This window comes from Paenibacillus sp. JDR-2, assembly GCF_000023585.1.
GTDB lineage: Bacteria > Bacillota > Bacilli > Paenibacillales > Paenibacillaceae > Pristimantibacillus.
The window spans coordinates 1170001-1187500 of record NC_012914.1 but is presented as its reverse complement, the minus strand read 5'-3'; the positions used below and the strand labels follow the sequence as shown (position 1 = coordinate 1187500).

Here is a 17500-nt window from a genome sequence, read left to right as displayed (position 1 = left end):
GGTAATTGCGCTGCCGTTTGCTTTTACCGCAAAATCAAACACCGGATGGCTGCCCACAGCTTGCAGGAATTCGGTACGCTTAGCTCCCGTTAAGCCTGCACCGGCCGTTGCCGCATCGGACTGGCGTACGGTAATCGTAACATCGTTGTTTTTGGAAGCCGCTGCAATAGAGGCGATAGCTTTTGCGTCAAAGGATACCGTGCCGACTCCCGCTTCAATCGTCAACTCCGTCAGAGCTGCATCTTTAGCATCGGTGAAAATCCCCTTCTCAAGAACAATCGCTGCTTCTTTTGCTTTGCTGTCCGGTATGGCCGATACCGTCAAGCTGCCTGCCTGGCCGGCTGACAATTCGTTACGCAGTTTTTTCAAAGCAGATGTAAATTGGCTGGATGTCACATTTGCGCTTGCTTTACCCGAGCCGTTTGTTGTCGAATCAACTTTCGTCACTACATTAGCTCCGGAAGATCCGTTATCAATAATGGTTGTGCCGCCTCCACCTGTTCCGCCGCTGCTTGGCTGCTCAGGCGTAACTACAGGTGATGCCGCTACAGTTACGGTGCTTTCCGCTACTCCGTATCCGTCCGCGCTTGTTGCTTTGATGACAGCCGTACCTGCTTTCACAGGCGTAACTTTACCGTTCTGATCAACCGTTGCAATGTTGGCATCCGAGGATGACCACGTAACGCTGCTCGAAGAACCGTTTGCAGGTACAACCGTTGCCGTCAGTTGACTTGCCGTTCCGCCCGCCGTAAGAGAGAGAGACTTCTGGGCAATGGACACTTTGGTTACGTTCAGCTGGTAGATGCCTACTTTACCGCCTACTTCATAAGCGACAAGCACCAGGGGCTGTCCTGTTGGGCTGACCGAAGCCGGGATAAATTCGATGCCTTCCGGACCGGTGTCCGTATCGAGATTTACTTTATCGTCAGCACCTTTAAATACACGGGTATTCGTATAGTTCGCAAACTGAGGATGCTCCGGATCCGTCACGTCATACGTCATCAAGCCGCCTACGCGCTCCAGGCCGATAAACGCAAGTTGTCTGTCGCCTACTTTGCCTACCTTAATGTCCTCAGGCTCCGGACCTTTCTTCACGCTTCGGTCATCCATCGTAATCTTGCTATTGCTGACGTTGAAATAATCCGGTAAACGGACTGCCGTGATATTCTCGAAATCATTGCCGCTGTCATACACCTGATCCATCGAATCCGCGTTCCAGATCGAGAAGGAACGGCCCCCGTACATGTAGATACCATCGTTGCCCATATCGCCCGCTACTTCAATAGCGTCGTAGGCTGTCGTGTCTTTCAGGAACTTATAGGCTTCCGAATTAGGATCCAAGCTTCCCTTGAGAGCACCCGCCGTGCTTGCGTTTACGCGGAATTCAGATGCGTCGCCTTCGTTGGCCGTTAGAATATAAGTCTTACCGTTAACCGTATAGGAAGCAGCTCCATCCGGCATGTACATGCCTTTAAATGGTACAGTCTCCAGTTGAATAGAGCCATTGGATTGAACATCCAAAGCGTTGGCGGGATTATTATAGTCTTTAAGGCCAAGCGCTTTTACCGCGGTAACTTTCTGCGTGGCAATATCAACAACCGCTACGGCGTTGTTCTCTTGAAGCGTTACATAAGCGGTTTTGCCGTCGGCGGAAAGCGTAATGTATTCCGGTTCCAGATCGTAGAGCGCATCTTGTTTCGAGCCGCTGGACTTAACCGTATTCGTTACCGGATCCAAAGCGCCTCGGATATGCACGCCATCTTCAATGACAGACGGGTCATCGAAGTATGCCGGCGTAGATTTACCGGTTACAGTATCTACAATTGTGATGCTGCCTTTGGCATCCTGCGTAACAAGGCGCGGTTCAGCTTCGTCAGCTGTCAGGATATAACGGCCGTCTTCGGTTGATTTGATCATATCCGGCTGTACGCCCGCTCCGTATTCGGTTACGTAATTGCCGTCATAATCGAGAACAAGGATTTTACCGGGCTTAAGCGGATCCTTCTCTTGTACGGAAACGGAAACCCGCTTCGTTGTTGTATTGATGTCTACGCTTGTCAGGTCGCCGTAAACGAAACCTTTTGTCTCAGAAAGATCCTTCACCAGAACGGTTTTTTCAGTTGTCAGTGTACCTTTTGCATTGCCTAAGCTAACGATCTCCAAAGTAGGCGGATTGCCGGAACCGTTAACCAGATAAAACTTGTTGTTGTCTTTATTGTATTTGACGATCTCGGCAACGCCGCCGTCTTTGTTCGACGTGCCAATCGAGAGGGTACCGATTTTCTCAACCGAAAGCGTATCCTTCATATCGCGAAGCTGCTGGCCGACTGTAAGCCAGAACGATTTGGTTCCCGTTGCAACAGGATTCGCACTGTCCGTTGCCGTTACCGTAACAAGGGAAGACTTGGCATCCGCTGTTGGCGTACCGGTAATTACGCCGGTTGCGCTATTAAGAGTAAGGCCGGTTGGCAGATTTGTTGCACTGTAAGTAAAAGGCGCCGTGCCGCCGGCAGCAGCAACCGTAGCCGTATAAGCAGTGCCGATTGTTGCGCCTGCGATTGTGGTTGTTGTAATAGTAACCGGATTAGTTTCAGGCGTTTCCGGTTGTTCAGGTGTTGTTACTCCCCATGGGCCGTCAGAAGTACTCCGTGGCGCAACCGCGGCGATATCACCGGCAATACCCGCTTTTTTCAAAGCGTCATAATCAATTTGAGAAAAATCATTTTTGTTAATATCGCTATCGGCAAAATCGGTTCGACGAATGGCCTTCTTCTTAGAAGTACCGCCTTTATCGCCGGTAGGGTAATCCACAAGATCCGCTGCACCTTCATAACCGTCGATTGTACTGCCGTCATCATTGCTTCCGGTTCCGACCATATCTACGTAGCCGGCAGGTTTCGTCAGAAATGGATTAGCAACGGTAAGCTTCGTCTGGTTACTCATAAGAGCAACTTTTAAACCTTTATTATTGATAAATCTATCCCATGTCAAATCGCCTTTGCCAGAAAGATCGATAAGCGGTGCAGATGCAGTTGTAGCCTTTCCTTTAATGAGAAAAGACGAGTGGGCTTTAATTGTTCCGGAAAGATTTAAAACCTCCCAGTCATTGGTTGCTCCTGTAGTAGCTGTCGTTCCACGATCCGCATATTGAAGCGACCAACTTGATAAATCAATATCTTGATCAGTCGGATTGTAAAGCTCAATAAATCCGTTCGAGAAAAGCACCGAAGCATCGGCGCTTAATCCGGCACCGTAAACCTGATTAATAATAACGTGCGGAACGTTGACGCTGTATTCGCTAGAAGTGTTGTAAGGAGTTCCGGCCAGTGGAGTTACGCCGCCATCCGCCATTGCCACACCGGTCCCCATTAAGGCTGTAGCGGCGATTTCGGCAGCAAGGAAAATGGACAAGAAGCGTCTGCTTTTATTGATCATTTATTAGTTTCACTCCCATTTCATAGATTCTACTAAAATTGTAATGGGGGAATGTTTTCTAAAGGTTAATAGGCAGTTTAAGATATTGTAAACAATTGTTATTTTTCATCCTGAATATTCGCATATCGCGCATGGATTAAGAAATGTCTTGCCAAGCAACACTATACTTATGTAAAATCGAGCAAGTTGCGCAAAAGTTGACTTTATGTTATGGAGGGTTACAGCTAGATGAAACTACAAGAAATCGGCGTCCACGATAGGCCGCCAATGGGCCAAAGCCTCATGCTGAGCATTCAGCATTTGTTCGCGATGTTTGGTTCAACCGTACTCGTTCCAAACCTGCTTGGCGTAGACCCGGCGATTTGTCTTCTGATGAACGGTATCGGCACTCTGCTTTATCTATTTATCGTAAAAGGAAAAATTCCCGCGTATCTCGGCTCCAGCTTTGCGTTTATCGCACCGGCCGGAGCGGTTATCGGCAACCATGCTTCCCACTCTGACGGCTATGCCGCAGCACTTGGCGGATTTATTGCAGCGGGCGTTGTGTTCACCGTTGTTGCGCTTATTATCCAAGTTGCGGGTACCGGCTGGATTAACGTGATTTTCCCGCCTGCTGCGATGGGCGCCATCGTAGCGGTTATCGGTCTTGAGCTTATTCCGGTTGCAGCCGGCATGGCCGGATGGATCAAAGCGCCAAGCGCACCGGCTGACCAAGTATGGACACCGGACGGCACGGCCATTACGATCTCTATCGTCACTTTGCTAATTACCGTGCTTGGTTCGGTCCTATTCCGCGGCTTCATGCGCATCATTCCGATTCTGGTTGGTATCGTATGCGGATATTTGCTGTCCTACTTCCTGGGTTATACAAACTTCGATAATGTAACGACGAGCAACTGGCTTGCGGCCCCTACATTCACGGCACCAACCTTTGAGTGGGCAGCAATTCTGACGATTGTTCCCGCTTCCCTGGTCGTTCTTGCCGAGCATATCGGCCATTTGATCGTAACCGGCAACATTGTCAAAAAAGATCTGTCCAAAGATCCGGGCCTGCACCGTTCGCTGCTCGGCAACGGGATTTCGACACTTCTGTCCGGCTTCCTGGGCTCTACGCCTAATACGACTTACGGCGAGAATATCGGCGTACTTGCGATTACGCGCGTCTACTCCACGTTCGTTATCGGCGGCGCGGCCGTATTCGCAATCGTACTGTCGTTCTTCGGCAAGTTCTCGGCATTGATCGCAGGTATTCCCGCTCCGGTTATGGGCGGCGTATCCCTGCTGTTGTTCGGCGTTATCGCGGCTTCCGGTCTCCGGATGCTTGTCGAGTCCAAGATCGACTACAGCAAACCAACCAACCTGTACCTGACAACGGTTGTTCTCGTAACCGGCCTTAGCGGCGCGAAAATTACAATCGGCGACTTCTCCCTCTCGGGAATGGCGCTTGCAACCGTAACGGCGATTATCCTGAGCCTGTTGTTCAAAATCTTTGAAATTACCCGCTTGTCCAATGATTCGGAAGCTTCCGGTCATTAAAACGCAAAAGCCCAGCGGCCTATAAGCCGCTGGGCTTTCTTCATAATACGTATATTAGCTTCTTTTTCTCCGAGTCATCACATCGAAGATTACCGCAACCGCAAGCACGCCTCCGCGAATCATGTATTGATAAGAGATACCGACCCCCATCAGGTTCATGCCGCTTGATAGCGAAGCCATAACGATCGCACCGATAATCGAACCGGTGACTTTACCCACGCCGCCTGCTGCCGATACCCCGCCGACATACGCCGCCGCAATCGCGTCAAGCTCGAACAGCGTACCGGCTGTTGTTGTTGCCGACTGCAGACGCGCCGTGAAGAGAATGCCGGATAAAGCAGAGAGCAGACCCATGGAGCCAAACACGATGTAGGTAATCTTTTTCACGTTGATCCCGCTCAAATGCGCCGCTTCCGGGTTGCTGCCTACCGCATATATATGACGGCCAAGCACGGTGCTTGTGGTCAAGAAGTGATAGATCACAACAACCAGCAGCATGATAATAACCGTCCAGGAGAAGCCGTTATAGCCTGCGATAATATAAGTAATGTAAGCAATAATAGCGGATACGAAGATCAACTTAACGGTGAACATGCCTTTGGAGATCACTTCGAACTGGTATTTGATCTTGTTCCCGCGTTTGGAAATTTCAAAGTAAATAAAGAGAAGAATAACAAGCACGCCAAGCAGGAGGGACAGGAAATTCAGATCGTCCATCTTGAACCAGGATGGGATGTAGCCATTGCCCAGCGCGTTAAAATGCTCGTCCTTAACGATAATCGTACCGGTCTTCTCGGTTACGCGAAGCAAGGCGCCGCGGAAAATCAACATGCCTGCGAGAGAAGCTACGAATGAAGGGATGCCTAGCGACGCAACAAGCACGCCGTTAAACAAGCCTACAACAATACCTAAAATCAAGATAATCGGGATGGTAAAATAGACAGGGACACCCGCCTGCGATAGTAAAATAGCGGCAATAGCTCCCAGGAAGCCTGCAGCAAAGCCTACCGACAAGTCGATATGGCGAATTACGATAACAAGCGTCATGCCTACCGCGAGCACCGCAATATACCCGGTCGCGTCAAGAAGGTTACTAATGTTACGGGAAGACATAAACAAGCCGTCCGTAAGAATCGAGAACGTCAGCATAATAACAAACAAAGCAATGTACATGCCGTACTCGCGAATATTTACTTTCAGCAATGTTTTACCTTCGGTAAGAATGTTTGTCTGGTGTTCCTTTTTGCCCTGAGTGACTAAGTTCATGGGTGATCCTCCTAAAATGAATGGCTGCACAAAAGGCGGTTATACGCCGATCGCGGCGATTCATGCTTCGTAAGCATTATCTATTGCGTTGCGAATTGCATGATATTTTCTTGGTTCGCCTCTTCAATCGGAAGCTCGCCTTTAATCGCGCCTTCCGCCATGACATAAATGCGGTCGCTCATGCCGAGAATTTCCCCCAGCTCGGAAGAGATCATAATAATGCTCATTCCCTCCGCAATCAGCTTGTTCATGATGGTATAAATCTCAAATTTAGCACCAACGTCGATACCGCGTGTCGGCTCATCCAGGATAAGAAGCTGCGGCCCGACGAACAGCCATTTGCCAAGCGATACCTTCTGCTGATTGCCGCCGCTAAGATTGCCCACGATCTGTTCGATGGAAGGAGCCTTAACGTTTAACGAGCTTTTGTAATCGCTGGCGATCCGGATCTCCTTATTGTCGTTGATGACGCCTTTCCGGGAGATTCCGTTCAGGTTAGCCGCAGAGATATTATTTTTAATATCCTGGATGAGGAACAACCCGTCGCCTTTTCTGTCCTCGGTTACATAAGCAATGCCTTCCTTGATCGCATCCTTCGGATGCTTGAGCGATTTGGCTGAACCGTTCACCAAAAGCTCGCCTTGCAGTCTATAAGACTTTGGATTGCCGAAGATGCTGCGAGCAAGCTCCGTCCGTCCTGAGCCCATCAAGCCGGCTATTCCGACGATTTCTCCTTTTTTAACATGCAGGTTCACATTCTTGACGACATGTCTTCCGAGCTCGGGATCGTAAGCGGACCAGTTCTTCACCTCAAGGATTGTGCTGCCGAACGATTTGCTCATTCTCTTCGGATAAATATCTTCTATTTCGCGGCCAACCATGTTCCGGATAATATTGTTTTCCGTGATTTCCCCCTTGGACCCGTCCAGGGTGCAAATGGTACGTCCATCGCGAAGCACCGTTGCTTTATCCGCAATGGAGATGACTTCTTTCAGCTTATGGGAGATCATAATGCAGGTAATGCCTTGCTTCTTCAGCTCCCGGAGCAGTTCAAGAAGATTCTCGCTGTCATTCTCGTTCAAAGCTGCCGTTGGTTCGTCCAGAATAAGCAGCTTTACGTTTTTGCTTAATGCTTTGGCGATCTCGACCAGCTGCTGCTTGCCGACACCTAGTTCTTTAATCAGTACTTCGGGATTTACATTTAGGCCAACCCTCTGAAGCATTTTCTGCGCTTCGACAATCGTCTTGTTCCAATCCACCACCGAGCCGCGTTTTATTTCGTTTCCGGCAAAAATATTCTCGTAAACCGTAAGGTCCGGGAACAATGCGAGTTCCTGATAAATAATGGCGATGCCCGCTTTTACGCTGTCGCTGATTTTGTTGAAGGCCTGAATATCGTCTTCGAACACGATATCGCCTTTGTAGGTGCCATAGGGATAAACGCCGCTCAAAACCTTCATCAGGGTTGATTTGCCGGCTCCGTTCTCGCCGATGAGACAATGAATTTCGCCCTTCTCCACCTTGAAGTTCACGTCCGAGAGCGCTTTGACACCTGTAAATTCCTTCGAGATATTGTTCATCTCCAAAATGTAGTTGCTCATCACTATGCACTCCTAAAAGAATTTTCGCGTTCTTTGCGATAATTCTTACATCGTAAGGATTTCCTTAAGCAAACAACTCTGCAAGTAAGGAATAGCGATAGACGAATCTATCACTATTCCCCAAATGAATTGCAAAGCAATTCATACTTCGAAAGCATGAGCTTTGCGCTTTATTCGTTTACGATTACAGACCCGTGAAATCGCTCGCCGCGTAGTAAGCCGAATCGATCAGTTCTTTCTTCACATTGCCTTTGTTCACGACAATAACGTTGGTTTGTTTTGCTTTCACTTCTACTTTGCCATTGTCATACGAGCCTGTTGTTGCAGGATCTTTGCCGTCCAGAATGTCTACGGCCATACCCATCGCGTCTTTAACAAGCGTACGAACGTCTTTGAATACCGTCATCGATTGTTTGCCGTCAATGATGTATTGAATGGAAGCTTTCTCAGCATCCTGACCCGTTACTACATAGCTTTTAATAGCGCTATCCGCTTTAAATACGTCGGCAATCGAACGTGCCGTGCCATCGTTCGGAGCCAAGATTGCTACATCGCCTTTCATGTCGGCAGCTGCGGCAGTCAAGTGAGTTTGAGCTTTGTTTTTCGCTTCGTTAGCATCCCAGTTTGTTGTAACTTGGCCGATGATTTTGCTCAGCTGGTCACGGGACAGATCTTTTGTAGCCTTCAGAGCTTCAGCTTCGCTGGAGTTCGCGATTTTGAAAGTGCCGTCAGCGATTTTTGGCTGCAGAACGTTCCAAGCGCCTTGGAAGAACAGGAATGCGTTGTTGTCGGAAGCTGCGCCCGCGTACAGGTACAACGGCTGGCCGTTGCCTTTAGCGTTATCAACCAGGTATTGAGCTTGTGCCGCGCCTACCGCTACGCTGTCGAAAGTAACGTAGTAGTCAACCGCGTCCGTGTTGGTGATCAAACGGTCATAGGAGATAACCTTGATGCCTTCTTTTTTCGCAGCTTCTACAGCAGCAGCAGCCGCGTCGCCGTCTTGAGGACAGATAATAAGTACTTTGATGCCTTTATTGATCAATGTTTCTACGTTTTCTTTTTCTTTTGCAGAGGAGCCTTGGCTGAACAGAATTTCCGTCGTGTATTTGGAGCCCTTCAGCGCATCCTTGAAGCGCTGCTCGTCTTGAACCCATCTTGGTTCGTCTTTCGTCGGAAGAACGATACCAACGCTGACTTTACTGTCGCCTTTACCGCAAGCTGCAACCAAAGCCGTGAGCAGCAGAACAACCATTAAAAGCGCAAACGATTTGAAGCCTTTTTTCATCTTCGTTACCCCTCCAATAATGTCTTTGTTCCTTACACGACCAACTATAGCACGGGGAACTTCCAATGAAAGCGCTGTTATATAGCACTCTTTTATAACCGCCTAGACTTTTTTGAACTGCGGGGGCCGCAGGCAAAAAAATAAAGGGCTGTCCCTTAAGTCATTAAAATGACGTTGGGACAACCCCTCAAGATCTTTACTTACTCGATTTTTAAAACAGTCGAACTGGCCTTGCACGAAATACAATGTATTTGCCCAATTCGAGGCGGTCAGACGAGTTTTGTTGTACAGAGTGCAGTATATTCGGCTGATTGGAGTCAAAGCTTCTTATCGACGTTCTTATAGACGTCTTCACGGGAATGGAATCCGTCGGCAATAATCGTCTCGTCAATATTGGATTTGTCTACGGCGATCGGGGACAGCAGCACGGAAGGCACTTCGATCTTGCCGTTATTGACGGTCCGGTCCGCGCCGGTATCCTCGCCTTTCGCCAGCTTGACGGCAAGCTCGGCGGCTTTGTCGGCCAGCAGCTTGATCGGCTTATACACGGTCATCGTCTGCGTTCCTTCCACAATTCGCTGCGCGGCGGCAAGCTCGGCATCCTGGCCGGCAACCGGGAGCTTGCCCGCCAGCCCTTGCCCCGCTAACGCCTGAACGACACCACCCGCCGTAGCGTCGTTGGCAGCAATAACCGCATCAATCTTATTGTTATTCGCTTCAAGCGCATCCTTCATGTTGGCCAAGGCATTCACCGGGGTCCAGTCCTTCGTCCATTGATCATAGACAACCGTAATATCTCCTCGGTCGATATAAGGCTGAAGTACGTTAAATACGCCTTGTTTGAACAAGTGCGCGTTATTATCCGTATCGGCGCCGCCGATATAAACAAATTTCCCCTTTGGCACAAGCCTGGTGATCGCTTTGGCCTGCAGCTCCCCTACCGCCTCGTTATCAAACGATACGTATAAATCCACGTCGGCGTTTTTTATAAGACGGTCGTACGCAAGCACTTTAATACCGGCCGAATGCGCCTTCTTCACGATGGCAGCCGTCGCATCCGCGTTATGAGGAACAACAACAAGAATGTCGACCCCTTGGCTGATTAACGCTTCCGCTTGGGAAATCTGCTTGGCATCATCCCCGTTAGCCGCAATAATCTCCACATCCGCGCCTAGCGCCTCGCAGGCCTCCCGGAATAAATCCCGGTCCTTCAGCCAGCGTTCCTCGAGGAGCGTATCCATCGAGAAGCCAATCTTAATCTTTTTATTTGCGTGATCGGAAGGAGCTATGGTTGCCTTAGGCTGTTTATTATTTAGGTTCTCAGCTGTCGCCCCACCACCGCTATTACTGTCGCAAGCCGACAAGAGAAAACAGACGATTAGAACGGCAATAAATAGAGTAGACCTTCTCCTCGCGAAGCCCTGTTTCATTTGCTTCTCTTCCTTCATCCCAAATTTTTAGCTCGAAGCCGATTTGCCAAGGAGTGTCTTGCGGTATTCCGTCGGAGAGACCTCGCACATCTTTTTGAATACTTTACTGAAGTAATTCGGATCATGGTAACCAACCATATAAGTAATTTCCTTCAAACTCCGCTCGGGATCGCCCATCAGCTTTATCGCTTTCTTAATGCGGCATTCGGTCAGAAAATCGATATAGTTAATGCCAAGCTGGTCTTTAAACATTTTGCTGATATAAAAAGGACTTAAACCAACCATTCGCCCGATCGCTTCCAGCGAAATATCCTCGTGGGAATGATCCGTAATATACTGCTTGATTTGTTGTATCGCATCCGGCTCAATCCGTTCATGATGTTCGGTATACGATTGTCTCATCCGCTCCAGCAAATGCTCGGACTCTGCCCTTAGCTGCCTGTAGTCCCGCACCTGGAAGGAGAACATCGGCGTATCAATCTCAACGCCCATCTCAAGAAGTACGCGGGAGGCAATCCAGAGCAACTCGAGTACACGCTGCTGGGTATGCAAAAGGCTTGCTCCTTCGTTCTCATAACGGCGGATAAAATCCGTTAAATCATTACGGACCTGCTCCCATTGCCCCAGCCGGATGCGGTCGAACAACTGCTGTTCCAGCAGCTTGACCGGATAGCCGTCCCGCGTAACGCCAAGAACAGGAGTATCCTCGTAGAAACGGTATTTGACCGGCAACGACGGATCGATCGAAGCCATTAAGGCCTCCTGATACGACTGCCGGATCTGATCAAGCGACTCATACACGCCGCCAATTCCCACAAACCAGCCGTCGTTACCGTCCGCCTTCGCCACAGCGAGCAATTCGCGCGCCATTGTAACGGCCTGGGAACGGTATGACCTGTCTGCCTCCGGAAACACGATGATCGGAATTTGCCGTCCGTACATCGCGCCAACCCAGCCGCTACCCATCTTTCGGACCTTTTCCTTTATAGCGGTATAGCAGCCCTCCGCTCCCGGAGGCAGTAATACGGTCATCGCATACTTCTCGTTTGCCGTATGCACGCCAAGCAGCCCTACCAGCTCATCCAAATGCACCTCATGAACATGATCAAACAATAATTGCGTGACGATATCCGTTTCGATTATAGGCATAACTCTCTGCAGGGCGGTACGCTGAAGCTCGGTTGTCTCTACCGTCTTTCTCTCCTCTTCAATGAGATGAAGAACGCGCTGTACGGTTGTCACGATCTCGGAGGCTTTGCTTGGCTTGAGGAGATAGTCCTTTACGCCAAGCTTGATGGCCTTACGCGCGTAGTCAAACGTATCATAAGCCGTCACCATAATGAATTTGATCGACGGCTGATTCGCGCTTATCAACTCTACCGCCTCTAGTCCATTGATTCCCGGCATCTTCACATCCATTAAGATCAAGTCCGGACGGAATTCCTCCGCCAGCTGTACCGCTATATTCCCGTTCTTCGCCTGTTCAATGATAATGTCCGGCAATCCATGCTGCAGGATGGCCTTTAACCCTTCGCGCTCAATCTGCTCGTCATCCACGATTAACAGCTTATACATGATTTAACCGGCCTCCCTTTCCTTCGGCAGCTTCAATATCACTTTCGTTCCTTTGCCTACCTCACTCTGAATAGCCATAACATCCTCCCGGCCGTAATAAAGGCGCAGCCGGTTAATCACATTACCAAAGCCGATACCCGTCGAATGCCCGTCGCCCTCCTGGCTGGCAAATCGATCCTCCATGATATGCGATATTTTTTCCTCCGATATGCCGCTGCCTTCGTCTTCAATTTCGATCATAATCTCGGAACCCTCGTCCCGAACGCGGAACGTAATCGTGCCGCCATCTTCAAGCGGCTCTATGGCATGAATAACAGCATTCTCGATAATCGGCTGGATCGTAAGCCCCGGAATCTGGACATGCAAGCAATCTTCATCCACTTCTTCCACAAAGCGCAGCCGTTCCGTAAACCTTGTTTTCTGGATGAAAATATATTCGCGCAGTACGCGGACTTCCTCATAAAGCGTAACCGGCCTGTCTAGCCGCTTAAGATTGTAGCGGAGCAGTCTCGCCACACTGGTCAGAAGATCGCTTGTTTCCAGCGAGCCTTCCAAATAAGCCTTTTTCGATAACGTATCCAAGGTGTTAAATAAGAAATGCGGATTGATCTGACTCTGCAGACTTCTCAGCTGGCTCTCCTGCAGGAGCAGCTTGTTCTTCTGAAGCTCGCTCTCAAGCTGCGCTTTCGTCTGAATCTCCGAGATCAGATTGTTGATGTTGATCCTCATCCGGTCAAAGGTCTTGGCTAGGAAAGAAATCTCGTCATTGGCGTAAATTTCGATATGGGTATCAAATCTTCCCCTCGACAGCTCGCGGGCAGCTTGGGTAAGACGCTGGATCGGGCGAGTGATGCTTAGCGAGAACCAATAAGTAAAAAGGAGGAGAAGGAAAGTGATCAACGCCAGCATCCACACCCCAAGCTTCTTCAGCTCCACAGACTGCATAATCATGCCGCGGTAGAACTGGTCGTACGTCTGAAGCTCGGTCCCGAGCAGTGTTAACGTCATCTCGGAAATATACTTCGATAGCCGTGTCGCCTCCGTAAAATCATTAAGCGCTTCTTCATTATTCTTCTCGTTCAGAAGCCGTATTGACCGATTCGTGGAGTCCACCAGACTGTCGATCAGGTTCAAATAATTGGTTAGGGTAAACTGATTGCTGTTGTTGCGCAAATCCGCAATATGCAGCTGCGCATTCAGAAGTCTCTGCCGGTCTCCCTCTACATTTGAAAGCTTCGAAGGAGTTGGCGTTTGTATGTAGTTGTTAAGCGAAGTGACTAGCTGCTGGCTGGACGCGCTTACCTCGTTCATTTGCAGGTAGCGCTGCAAAATATCATTATATTGATCTTGCATTTTCTGATTGTAGTACGTGAGGATAAACCAGATCGCAACCATGATAAACAAGACAATAGCAGTGAGCGACAATATCTTTTTCTGGACTGTATTCATTGGAGTTCATCCGCCTTAAGGAGCCGAATATCCGTAAAATAACCATCATATTTTAGGGGGAAAGTCTCTCCCTTCAGCCACTGCACCATTAGCTGCACGCCAAGCTCGCCCATCATTTCCGGGGATTGCTCGATAATGCCGCTCATCTTCTTCTCCTTCAGCAAGGTCTTGATCTCAGGACTATCATCAAAAGAGTAGATATGGAACTTGCTCAACTGCGCGCGCTTGCCAATCTCCTGCACCATCGCGCTTGCGTTGTTTGCCGTGACCGATACAAAAGCAGCTACATTCGGCTCTTTATTCATAATTTCGTTGGTAGCCGTAACAACCTTCTCCCTTGTGTCCCCTGCTACTACCGTAATAGGTTCTATGTCCGGATAGAACTTCAAGATGTTAAGTATTCCGTTTAGCCGCTTGCTCTGAAAATCCTCCTGACGATCCGAAACCATCAGCACAACCTTGCCTTTATGACCAAGATCTTCAGCCAGTTGCGTACCTATCATCTGTCCTGCCTTGTAATGGTCGGAACCGATATAAGTCCGCCTTAAGCTGTCTTCAATAGGTACGTCGTTAGCAATCGTGAAGATCGGAATTCCGTTCCCGGCAGCCTTAACCGTTGCCAATTGATTAAACTCATCCGTATTTAGTCCCTGTACCAGAATACCGTCTACCTTTGAAGCGATCGCGATCTCCATATTTTTCAAAAAATCCTCCTGATTGGTTCCGTAGCTGCCCCATACTTCAAGTTCGGCTCCATACTTGGAGGCGGCTTTGGATGCCCCGTTCTCTACCTTATCCCAAAACGGCGTATCCATTTCTTGCGTAATCAGGATGAGACGGTAACCGGATTTATTCGCGCTGCCTACATCGGCTGGAGCTGACAAATTATAGTGGAATACATGGATAAAGGAGGATAGGGTAAATCCTAACAATACCAGGCATATAGCAGATAACAGGACAATGACGAGTTTCCTCATTTGTCGGCTCCTTTTTCAATGAAACAATCTACTAAAACGCTTCCATCAATAGTTGCCCTCATCATAGCACAATAGACCTAGTCAAGAAATGTAAATTTTTCGTACATAAAGAATTGACATTAAAATAATCGGAAAGTTATAATTTTGTAGCAGTAATGGATTAATATGGTATTTTAAAATTTAGAAATTAGGATGGTGATTCTGATTAAAAAGTTTTTTAGCGTGGCGGGCAAAATTGTATTGAGCGGGTTACTCCCTATCGGAATTATGATTGTGGTGGGTATCGGTTACGCGATCTACGCTGCCGCAACAGGCGCCGATATCGATGAAATCACTAAGGTTGGAGAGGCGCGCTGGACGCAATACCTGCAGACGGTTCTTTTTATAGGGTCTGCCTTTACCATGTATGCGTGGTTTGAACGCAAGCGCAAGTGGCCGCTGGGACTAAAGCAAAAGCATGGAGTAGACCGTGGTCTTCAAGGTTTTTTTGCAGGAATTCTCCTTATGACCCTCTCTGCCATTCTGATTTGGGCAGCAGGCGGAGTAAGCTGGGAAGCATCGAAATGGGACCAAACTTTAATCCTTTCCTTGTTTGAAGGCATTATTTTATACATATTTGTCGCATTATCCGAGGAGTTATTCACACGTGGGTACATTCAGGGACTTATCAAATATCACTATGGAACGCCCGCTGCCATTATCGTCAGCTCGATTATTTTTGCACTTATGCACAGTATGAATCCGAATATGTACGAGACGCCGTTTCCGTTCATCAATATTTGTTTGGCAGGTATTCTATTCTCGGTAGCTAGGGAACTGACCGGGGGCTTGTGGTGGCCGATTGGGCTTCATATGAGCTGGAACTTCTTCCAGGGCTACGTATACGGCTTTCAAGTATCCGGAACGGAGCCTGTGCCGGCTGTCCTTCAAGTAACCGACAACGGCCCTATTCAGTTATCAGGCGGAGAGTTTGGCGCGGAAGGAAGCTACATGGCCTCTCTTGTCCTTATCCTCGCTATAATAGCCGTTTACTTCCTTTATAAAAGGAAAATGAAAAAGGATTGATGCCTTTAAGCGCTGACCATGTGTCAGCGTTTTTCTGTGTAAATAAAAAAAGACCACTTCGTTTCTGAAGTAATCTTGTGTTTGTTATATGGAGCGGAAGACGGGAATCGAACCCGCGACCCTCGCCTTGGCAAGGCAATGCTCTACCGCTGAGCCACTTCCGCTTAAATGGCTGGGGATCAAGGATTCGAACCTAGGAGTGACGGAGTCAAAGTCCGTTGCCTTACCGCTTGGCTAATCCCCAACGCTTTTTATGTAGTTTTAAAAAAAAAAAATGGGGCGATCGATGGGACTTGAACCCACGAATGCCAGAGCCACAGACTGGTGCGTTAACCCCTTCGCCACGACCGCCATATAATCGGTGTAATTTACACCTTGAAAACTGGATGCGAAAGTTTGAATTCCTTAAGTGTTCCGATTGTTACACCGGGGTCCCCGAAAAGTAATCGGAATAAGCTATAACGCTTAACTTCACTTTTTGGGGGGTTGTTTTAGGATAAGCCCTCGACCGATTAGTATTCGTCAGCTCCACACATTGCTGTGCTTCCACCCCGAACCTATCAACCTCGTCGTCTTCAAGGGGTCTTACTAATTGGGAAATCTCATCTTGAGGGGGGCTTCACGCTTAGATGCTTTCAGCGCTTATCCCGTCCGTACTTGGCTACCCAGCGGTGCTCCTGGCGGAACAACTGGTACACCAGCGGTACGTCCATCCCGGTCCTCTCGTACTAAGGACAGCTCCTCTCAAATTTCCTGCGCCCGCGACAGATAGGGACCGAACTGTCTCACGACGTTCTGAACCCAGCTCGCGTACCGCTTTAATGGGCGAACAGCCCAACCCTTGGGACCTACTTCAGCCCCAGGATGCGATGAGCCGACATCGAGGTGCCAAACCTCCCCGTCGATGTGGACTCTTGGGGGAGATAAGCCTGTTATCCCCAGGGTAGCTTTTATCCGTTGAGCGATGGCCCTTCCATTCGGTACCACCGGATCACTAAGCCCGACTTTCGTCCCTGCTCGACTTGTTGGTCTCGCAGTCAAGCTCCCTTATGCCTTTGCACTCTCCGAATGATTTCCAACCATTCTGAGGGAACCTTTGGGCGCCTCCGTTACATTTTAGGAGGCGACCGCCCCAGTCAAACTGCCCACCTGACACGGTCCCCGAACCAGTTTCATGGTTCCAGGTTAGAACTCCGATACGATCAGGGTGGTATCCCAACGTCGCCTCCACACAAGCTGGCGCTCATGCTTCTCAGGCTCCCACCTATCCTGTACAGATCGTACCAAAGTCCAATATCAAGCTGCAGTAAAGCTCCATGGGGTCTTTCCGTCTTGTCGCGGGTAACCTGCATCTTCACAGGTATTAAAATTTCACCGGATCTCTCGTTGAGACAGCGCCCAAGTCGTTACGCCATTCGTGCGGGTCAGAATTTACCTGACAAGGAATTTCGCTACCTTAGGACCGTTATAGTTACGGCCGCCGTTTACTGGGGCTTCGGTTCACAGCTTCGGATTGCTCCTAACCGCTCCCCTTAACCTTCCAGCACCGGGCAGGCGTCAGCCCGTATACTTCGCCTTACGGCTTCGCACAGACCTGTGTTTTTGCTAAACAGTCGCTTGGGCCTTTTCACTGCGGCCCCCTCGGGCTATTCACCCTACCGAGGCACCCCTTCTCCCGAAGTTACGGGGTCATTTTGCCGAGTTCCTTAACGAGAGTTCTTCCGCGCGCCTTAGCATGCTCTGCTCGCCTACCTGTGTCGGTTTGCGGTACGGGCACCTAGATCTAACTAGAGGCTTTTCTTGACAGCCGGAGTACATGACCTTCGCTACTGCATTTTTCGCTCCCCATCACAGCCTAGCTTACGCGAGTTGCGGATTTGC

General features: G+C 49.1%; 10 protein-coding genes, 3 tRNA genes and 1 rRNA gene (2 of these 14 running past the window's edge). 2 read left to right on the top strand and 12 right to left on the bottom strand.

The window, feature by feature from the left end:
• A protein-coding gene (locus PJDR2_RS05070) for a choice-of-anchor I family protein (protein ID WP_015842607.1) crosses the window boundary here: on the bottom strand, positions 1 to 3435 show its 5' portion. 765 nt of this gene lie to the left of the window's left edge; 3435 of the gene's 4200 nt are visible here — the first part of the coding sequence; its start codon is at positions 3433 to 3435; its stop codon lies beyond the left edge, outside the window.
• A gap of 228 nt (positions 3436 to 3663) precedes the next feature.
• Here PJDR2_RS05070 and uraA point away from each other — a divergent pair, with 228 nt between their 5' ends.
• Positions 3664 to 4971 carry a uracil permease gene (uraA, locus tag PJDR2_RS05065; RefSeq protein ID WP_015842606.1) on the top strand — a complete coding sequence of 436 codons (1308 nt, stop codon included), beginning with the start codon at positions 3664 to 3666 and terminating at the stop codon, positions 4969 to 4971.
• Between the two features lie 54 nt (positions 4972 to 5025).
• On the opposite strand, the gene PJDR2_RS05060 is transcribed toward uraA, so the two are convergent.
• The 7 genes from PJDR2_RS05060 to PJDR2_RS05030 all read right to left on the bottom strand — a co-directional run bounded on the left by PJDR2_RS05060 (position 5026) and on the right by PJDR2_RS05030 (position 14554).
• Positions 5026 to 6237: a sugar ABC transporter permease gene (locus tag PJDR2_RS05060; protein ID WP_015842605.1), complete on the bottom strand. Its 1212-nt coding sequence runs from the start codon at positions 6235 to 6237 to the stop codon at positions 5026 to 5028.
• An 80-nt stretch (positions 6238 to 6317) separates the two neighbouring features.
• Positions 6318 to 7838, bottom strand: a complete 1521-nt coding sequence (locus tag PJDR2_RS05055) for a sugar ABC transporter ATP-binding protein (protein WP_015842604.1) — start codon at positions 7836 to 7838, stop codon at positions 6318 to 6320.
• A 184-nt stretch (positions 7839 to 8022) separates the two neighbouring features.
• Positions 8023 to 9123: a sugar ABC transporter substrate-binding protein gene (locus tag PJDR2_RS05050; protein ID WP_015842603.1), complete on the bottom strand. Its 1101-nt coding sequence runs from the start codon at positions 9121 to 9123 to the stop codon at positions 8023 to 8025.
• Positions 9124 to 9440: 317 nt separating this feature from the next.
• Entirely contained in the window at positions 9441 to 10553 is a 1113-nt protein-coding gene (gene xylF / locus PJDR2_RS05045; protein WP_015842602.1) for a D-xylose ABC transporter substrate-binding protein, read from the bottom strand.
• 27 nt (positions 10554 to 10580) lie between these two features.
• Positions 10581 to 12128 carry a response regulator gene (locus PJDR2_RS05040; RefSeq protein ID WP_015842601.1) on the bottom strand — a complete coding sequence of 516 codons (1548 nt, stop codon included), beginning with the start codon at positions 12126 to 12128 and terminating at the stop codon, positions 10581 to 10583.
• A 3-nt stretch (positions 12129 to 12131) separates the two neighbouring features.
• Positions 12132 to 13577: a sensor histidine kinase gene (locus PJDR2_RS05035; RefSeq protein WP_015842600.1), complete on the bottom strand. Its 1446-nt coding sequence runs from the start codon at positions 13575 to 13577 to the stop codon at positions 12132 to 12134.
• Positions 13574 to 14554, bottom strand: a complete 981-nt coding sequence (locus PJDR2_RS05030) for a sugar ABC transporter substrate-binding protein (RefSeq protein ID WP_015842599.1) — start codon at positions 14552 to 14554, stop codon at positions 13574 to 13576. Before PJDR2_RS05030 ends, PJDR2_RS05035 begins: the two co-directional genes overlap by 4 nt.
• A 240-nt stretch (positions 14555 to 14794) precedes the next feature.
• Here PJDR2_RS05030 and PJDR2_RS31760 point away from each other — a divergent pair, with 240 nt between their 5' ends.
• Positions 14795 to 15619, top strand: coding sequence for a CPBP family intramembrane glutamic endopeptidase (locus PJDR2_RS31760; RefSeq protein ID WP_190276180.1), 825 nt, complete (start codon positions 14795 to 14797; stop codon positions 15617 to 15619).
• Positions 15620 to 15708: 89 nt separating this feature from the next.
• On the opposite strand, the gene PJDR2_RS05020 is transcribed toward PJDR2_RS31760, so the two are convergent.
• From PJDR2_RS05020 to PJDR2_RS05005, 4 genes are all read right to left on the bottom strand, one after another.
• A tRNA-Gly gene (locus PJDR2_RS05020) sits at positions 15709 to 15783 on the bottom strand.
• Positions 15784 to 15788: 5 nt separating this feature from the next.
• Positions 15789 to 15863 (bottom strand) — tRNA-Gln (locus PJDR2_RS05015).
• Between the two features lie 31 nt (positions 15864 to 15894).
• A tRNA-His gene (locus tag PJDR2_RS05010) sits at positions 15895 to 15970 on the bottom strand.
• A 141-nt stretch (positions 15971 to 16111) separates the two neighbouring features.
• Positions 16112 to 17500 (bottom strand): 23S ribosomal RNA (locus PJDR2_RS05005); it runs 1544 nt beyond the window's last position.

Coding starts and splice junctions, on each gene's coding strand:
- uraA (WP_015842606.1), top strand. CDS start 3,664: ATGAAACTACAAGAAATCGGCGTCCACGATAGGCCGCCAATGGGCCAA.
- PJDR2_RS05060 (WP_015842605.1), bottom strand. CDS start 6,237: ATGAACTTAGTCACTCAGGGCAAAAAGGAACACCAGACAAACATTCTT.
- PJDR2_RS05055 (WP_015842604.1), bottom strand. CDS start 7,838: ATGAGCAACTACATTTTGGAGATGAACAATATCTCGAAGGAATTTACA.
- PJDR2_RS05050 (WP_015842603.1), bottom strand. CDS start 9,123: ATGAAAAAAGGCTTCAAATCGTTTGCGCTTTTAATGGTTGTTCTGCTG.
- xylF (WP_015842602.1), bottom strand. CDS start 10,553: ATGAAACAGGGCTTCGCGAGGAGAAGGTCTACTCTATTTATTGCCGTT.
- PJDR2_RS05040 (WP_015842601.1), bottom strand. CDS start 12,128: ATGTATAAGCTGTTAATCGTGGATGACGAGCAGATTGAGCGCGAAGGG.
- PJDR2_RS05035 (WP_015842600.1), bottom strand. CDS start 13,577: ATGAATACAGTCCAGAAAAAGATATTGTCGCTCACTGCTATTGTCTTG.
- PJDR2_RS05030 (WP_015842599.1), bottom strand. CDS start 14,554: ATGAGGAAACTCGTCATTGTCCTGTTATCTGCTATATGCCTGGTATTG.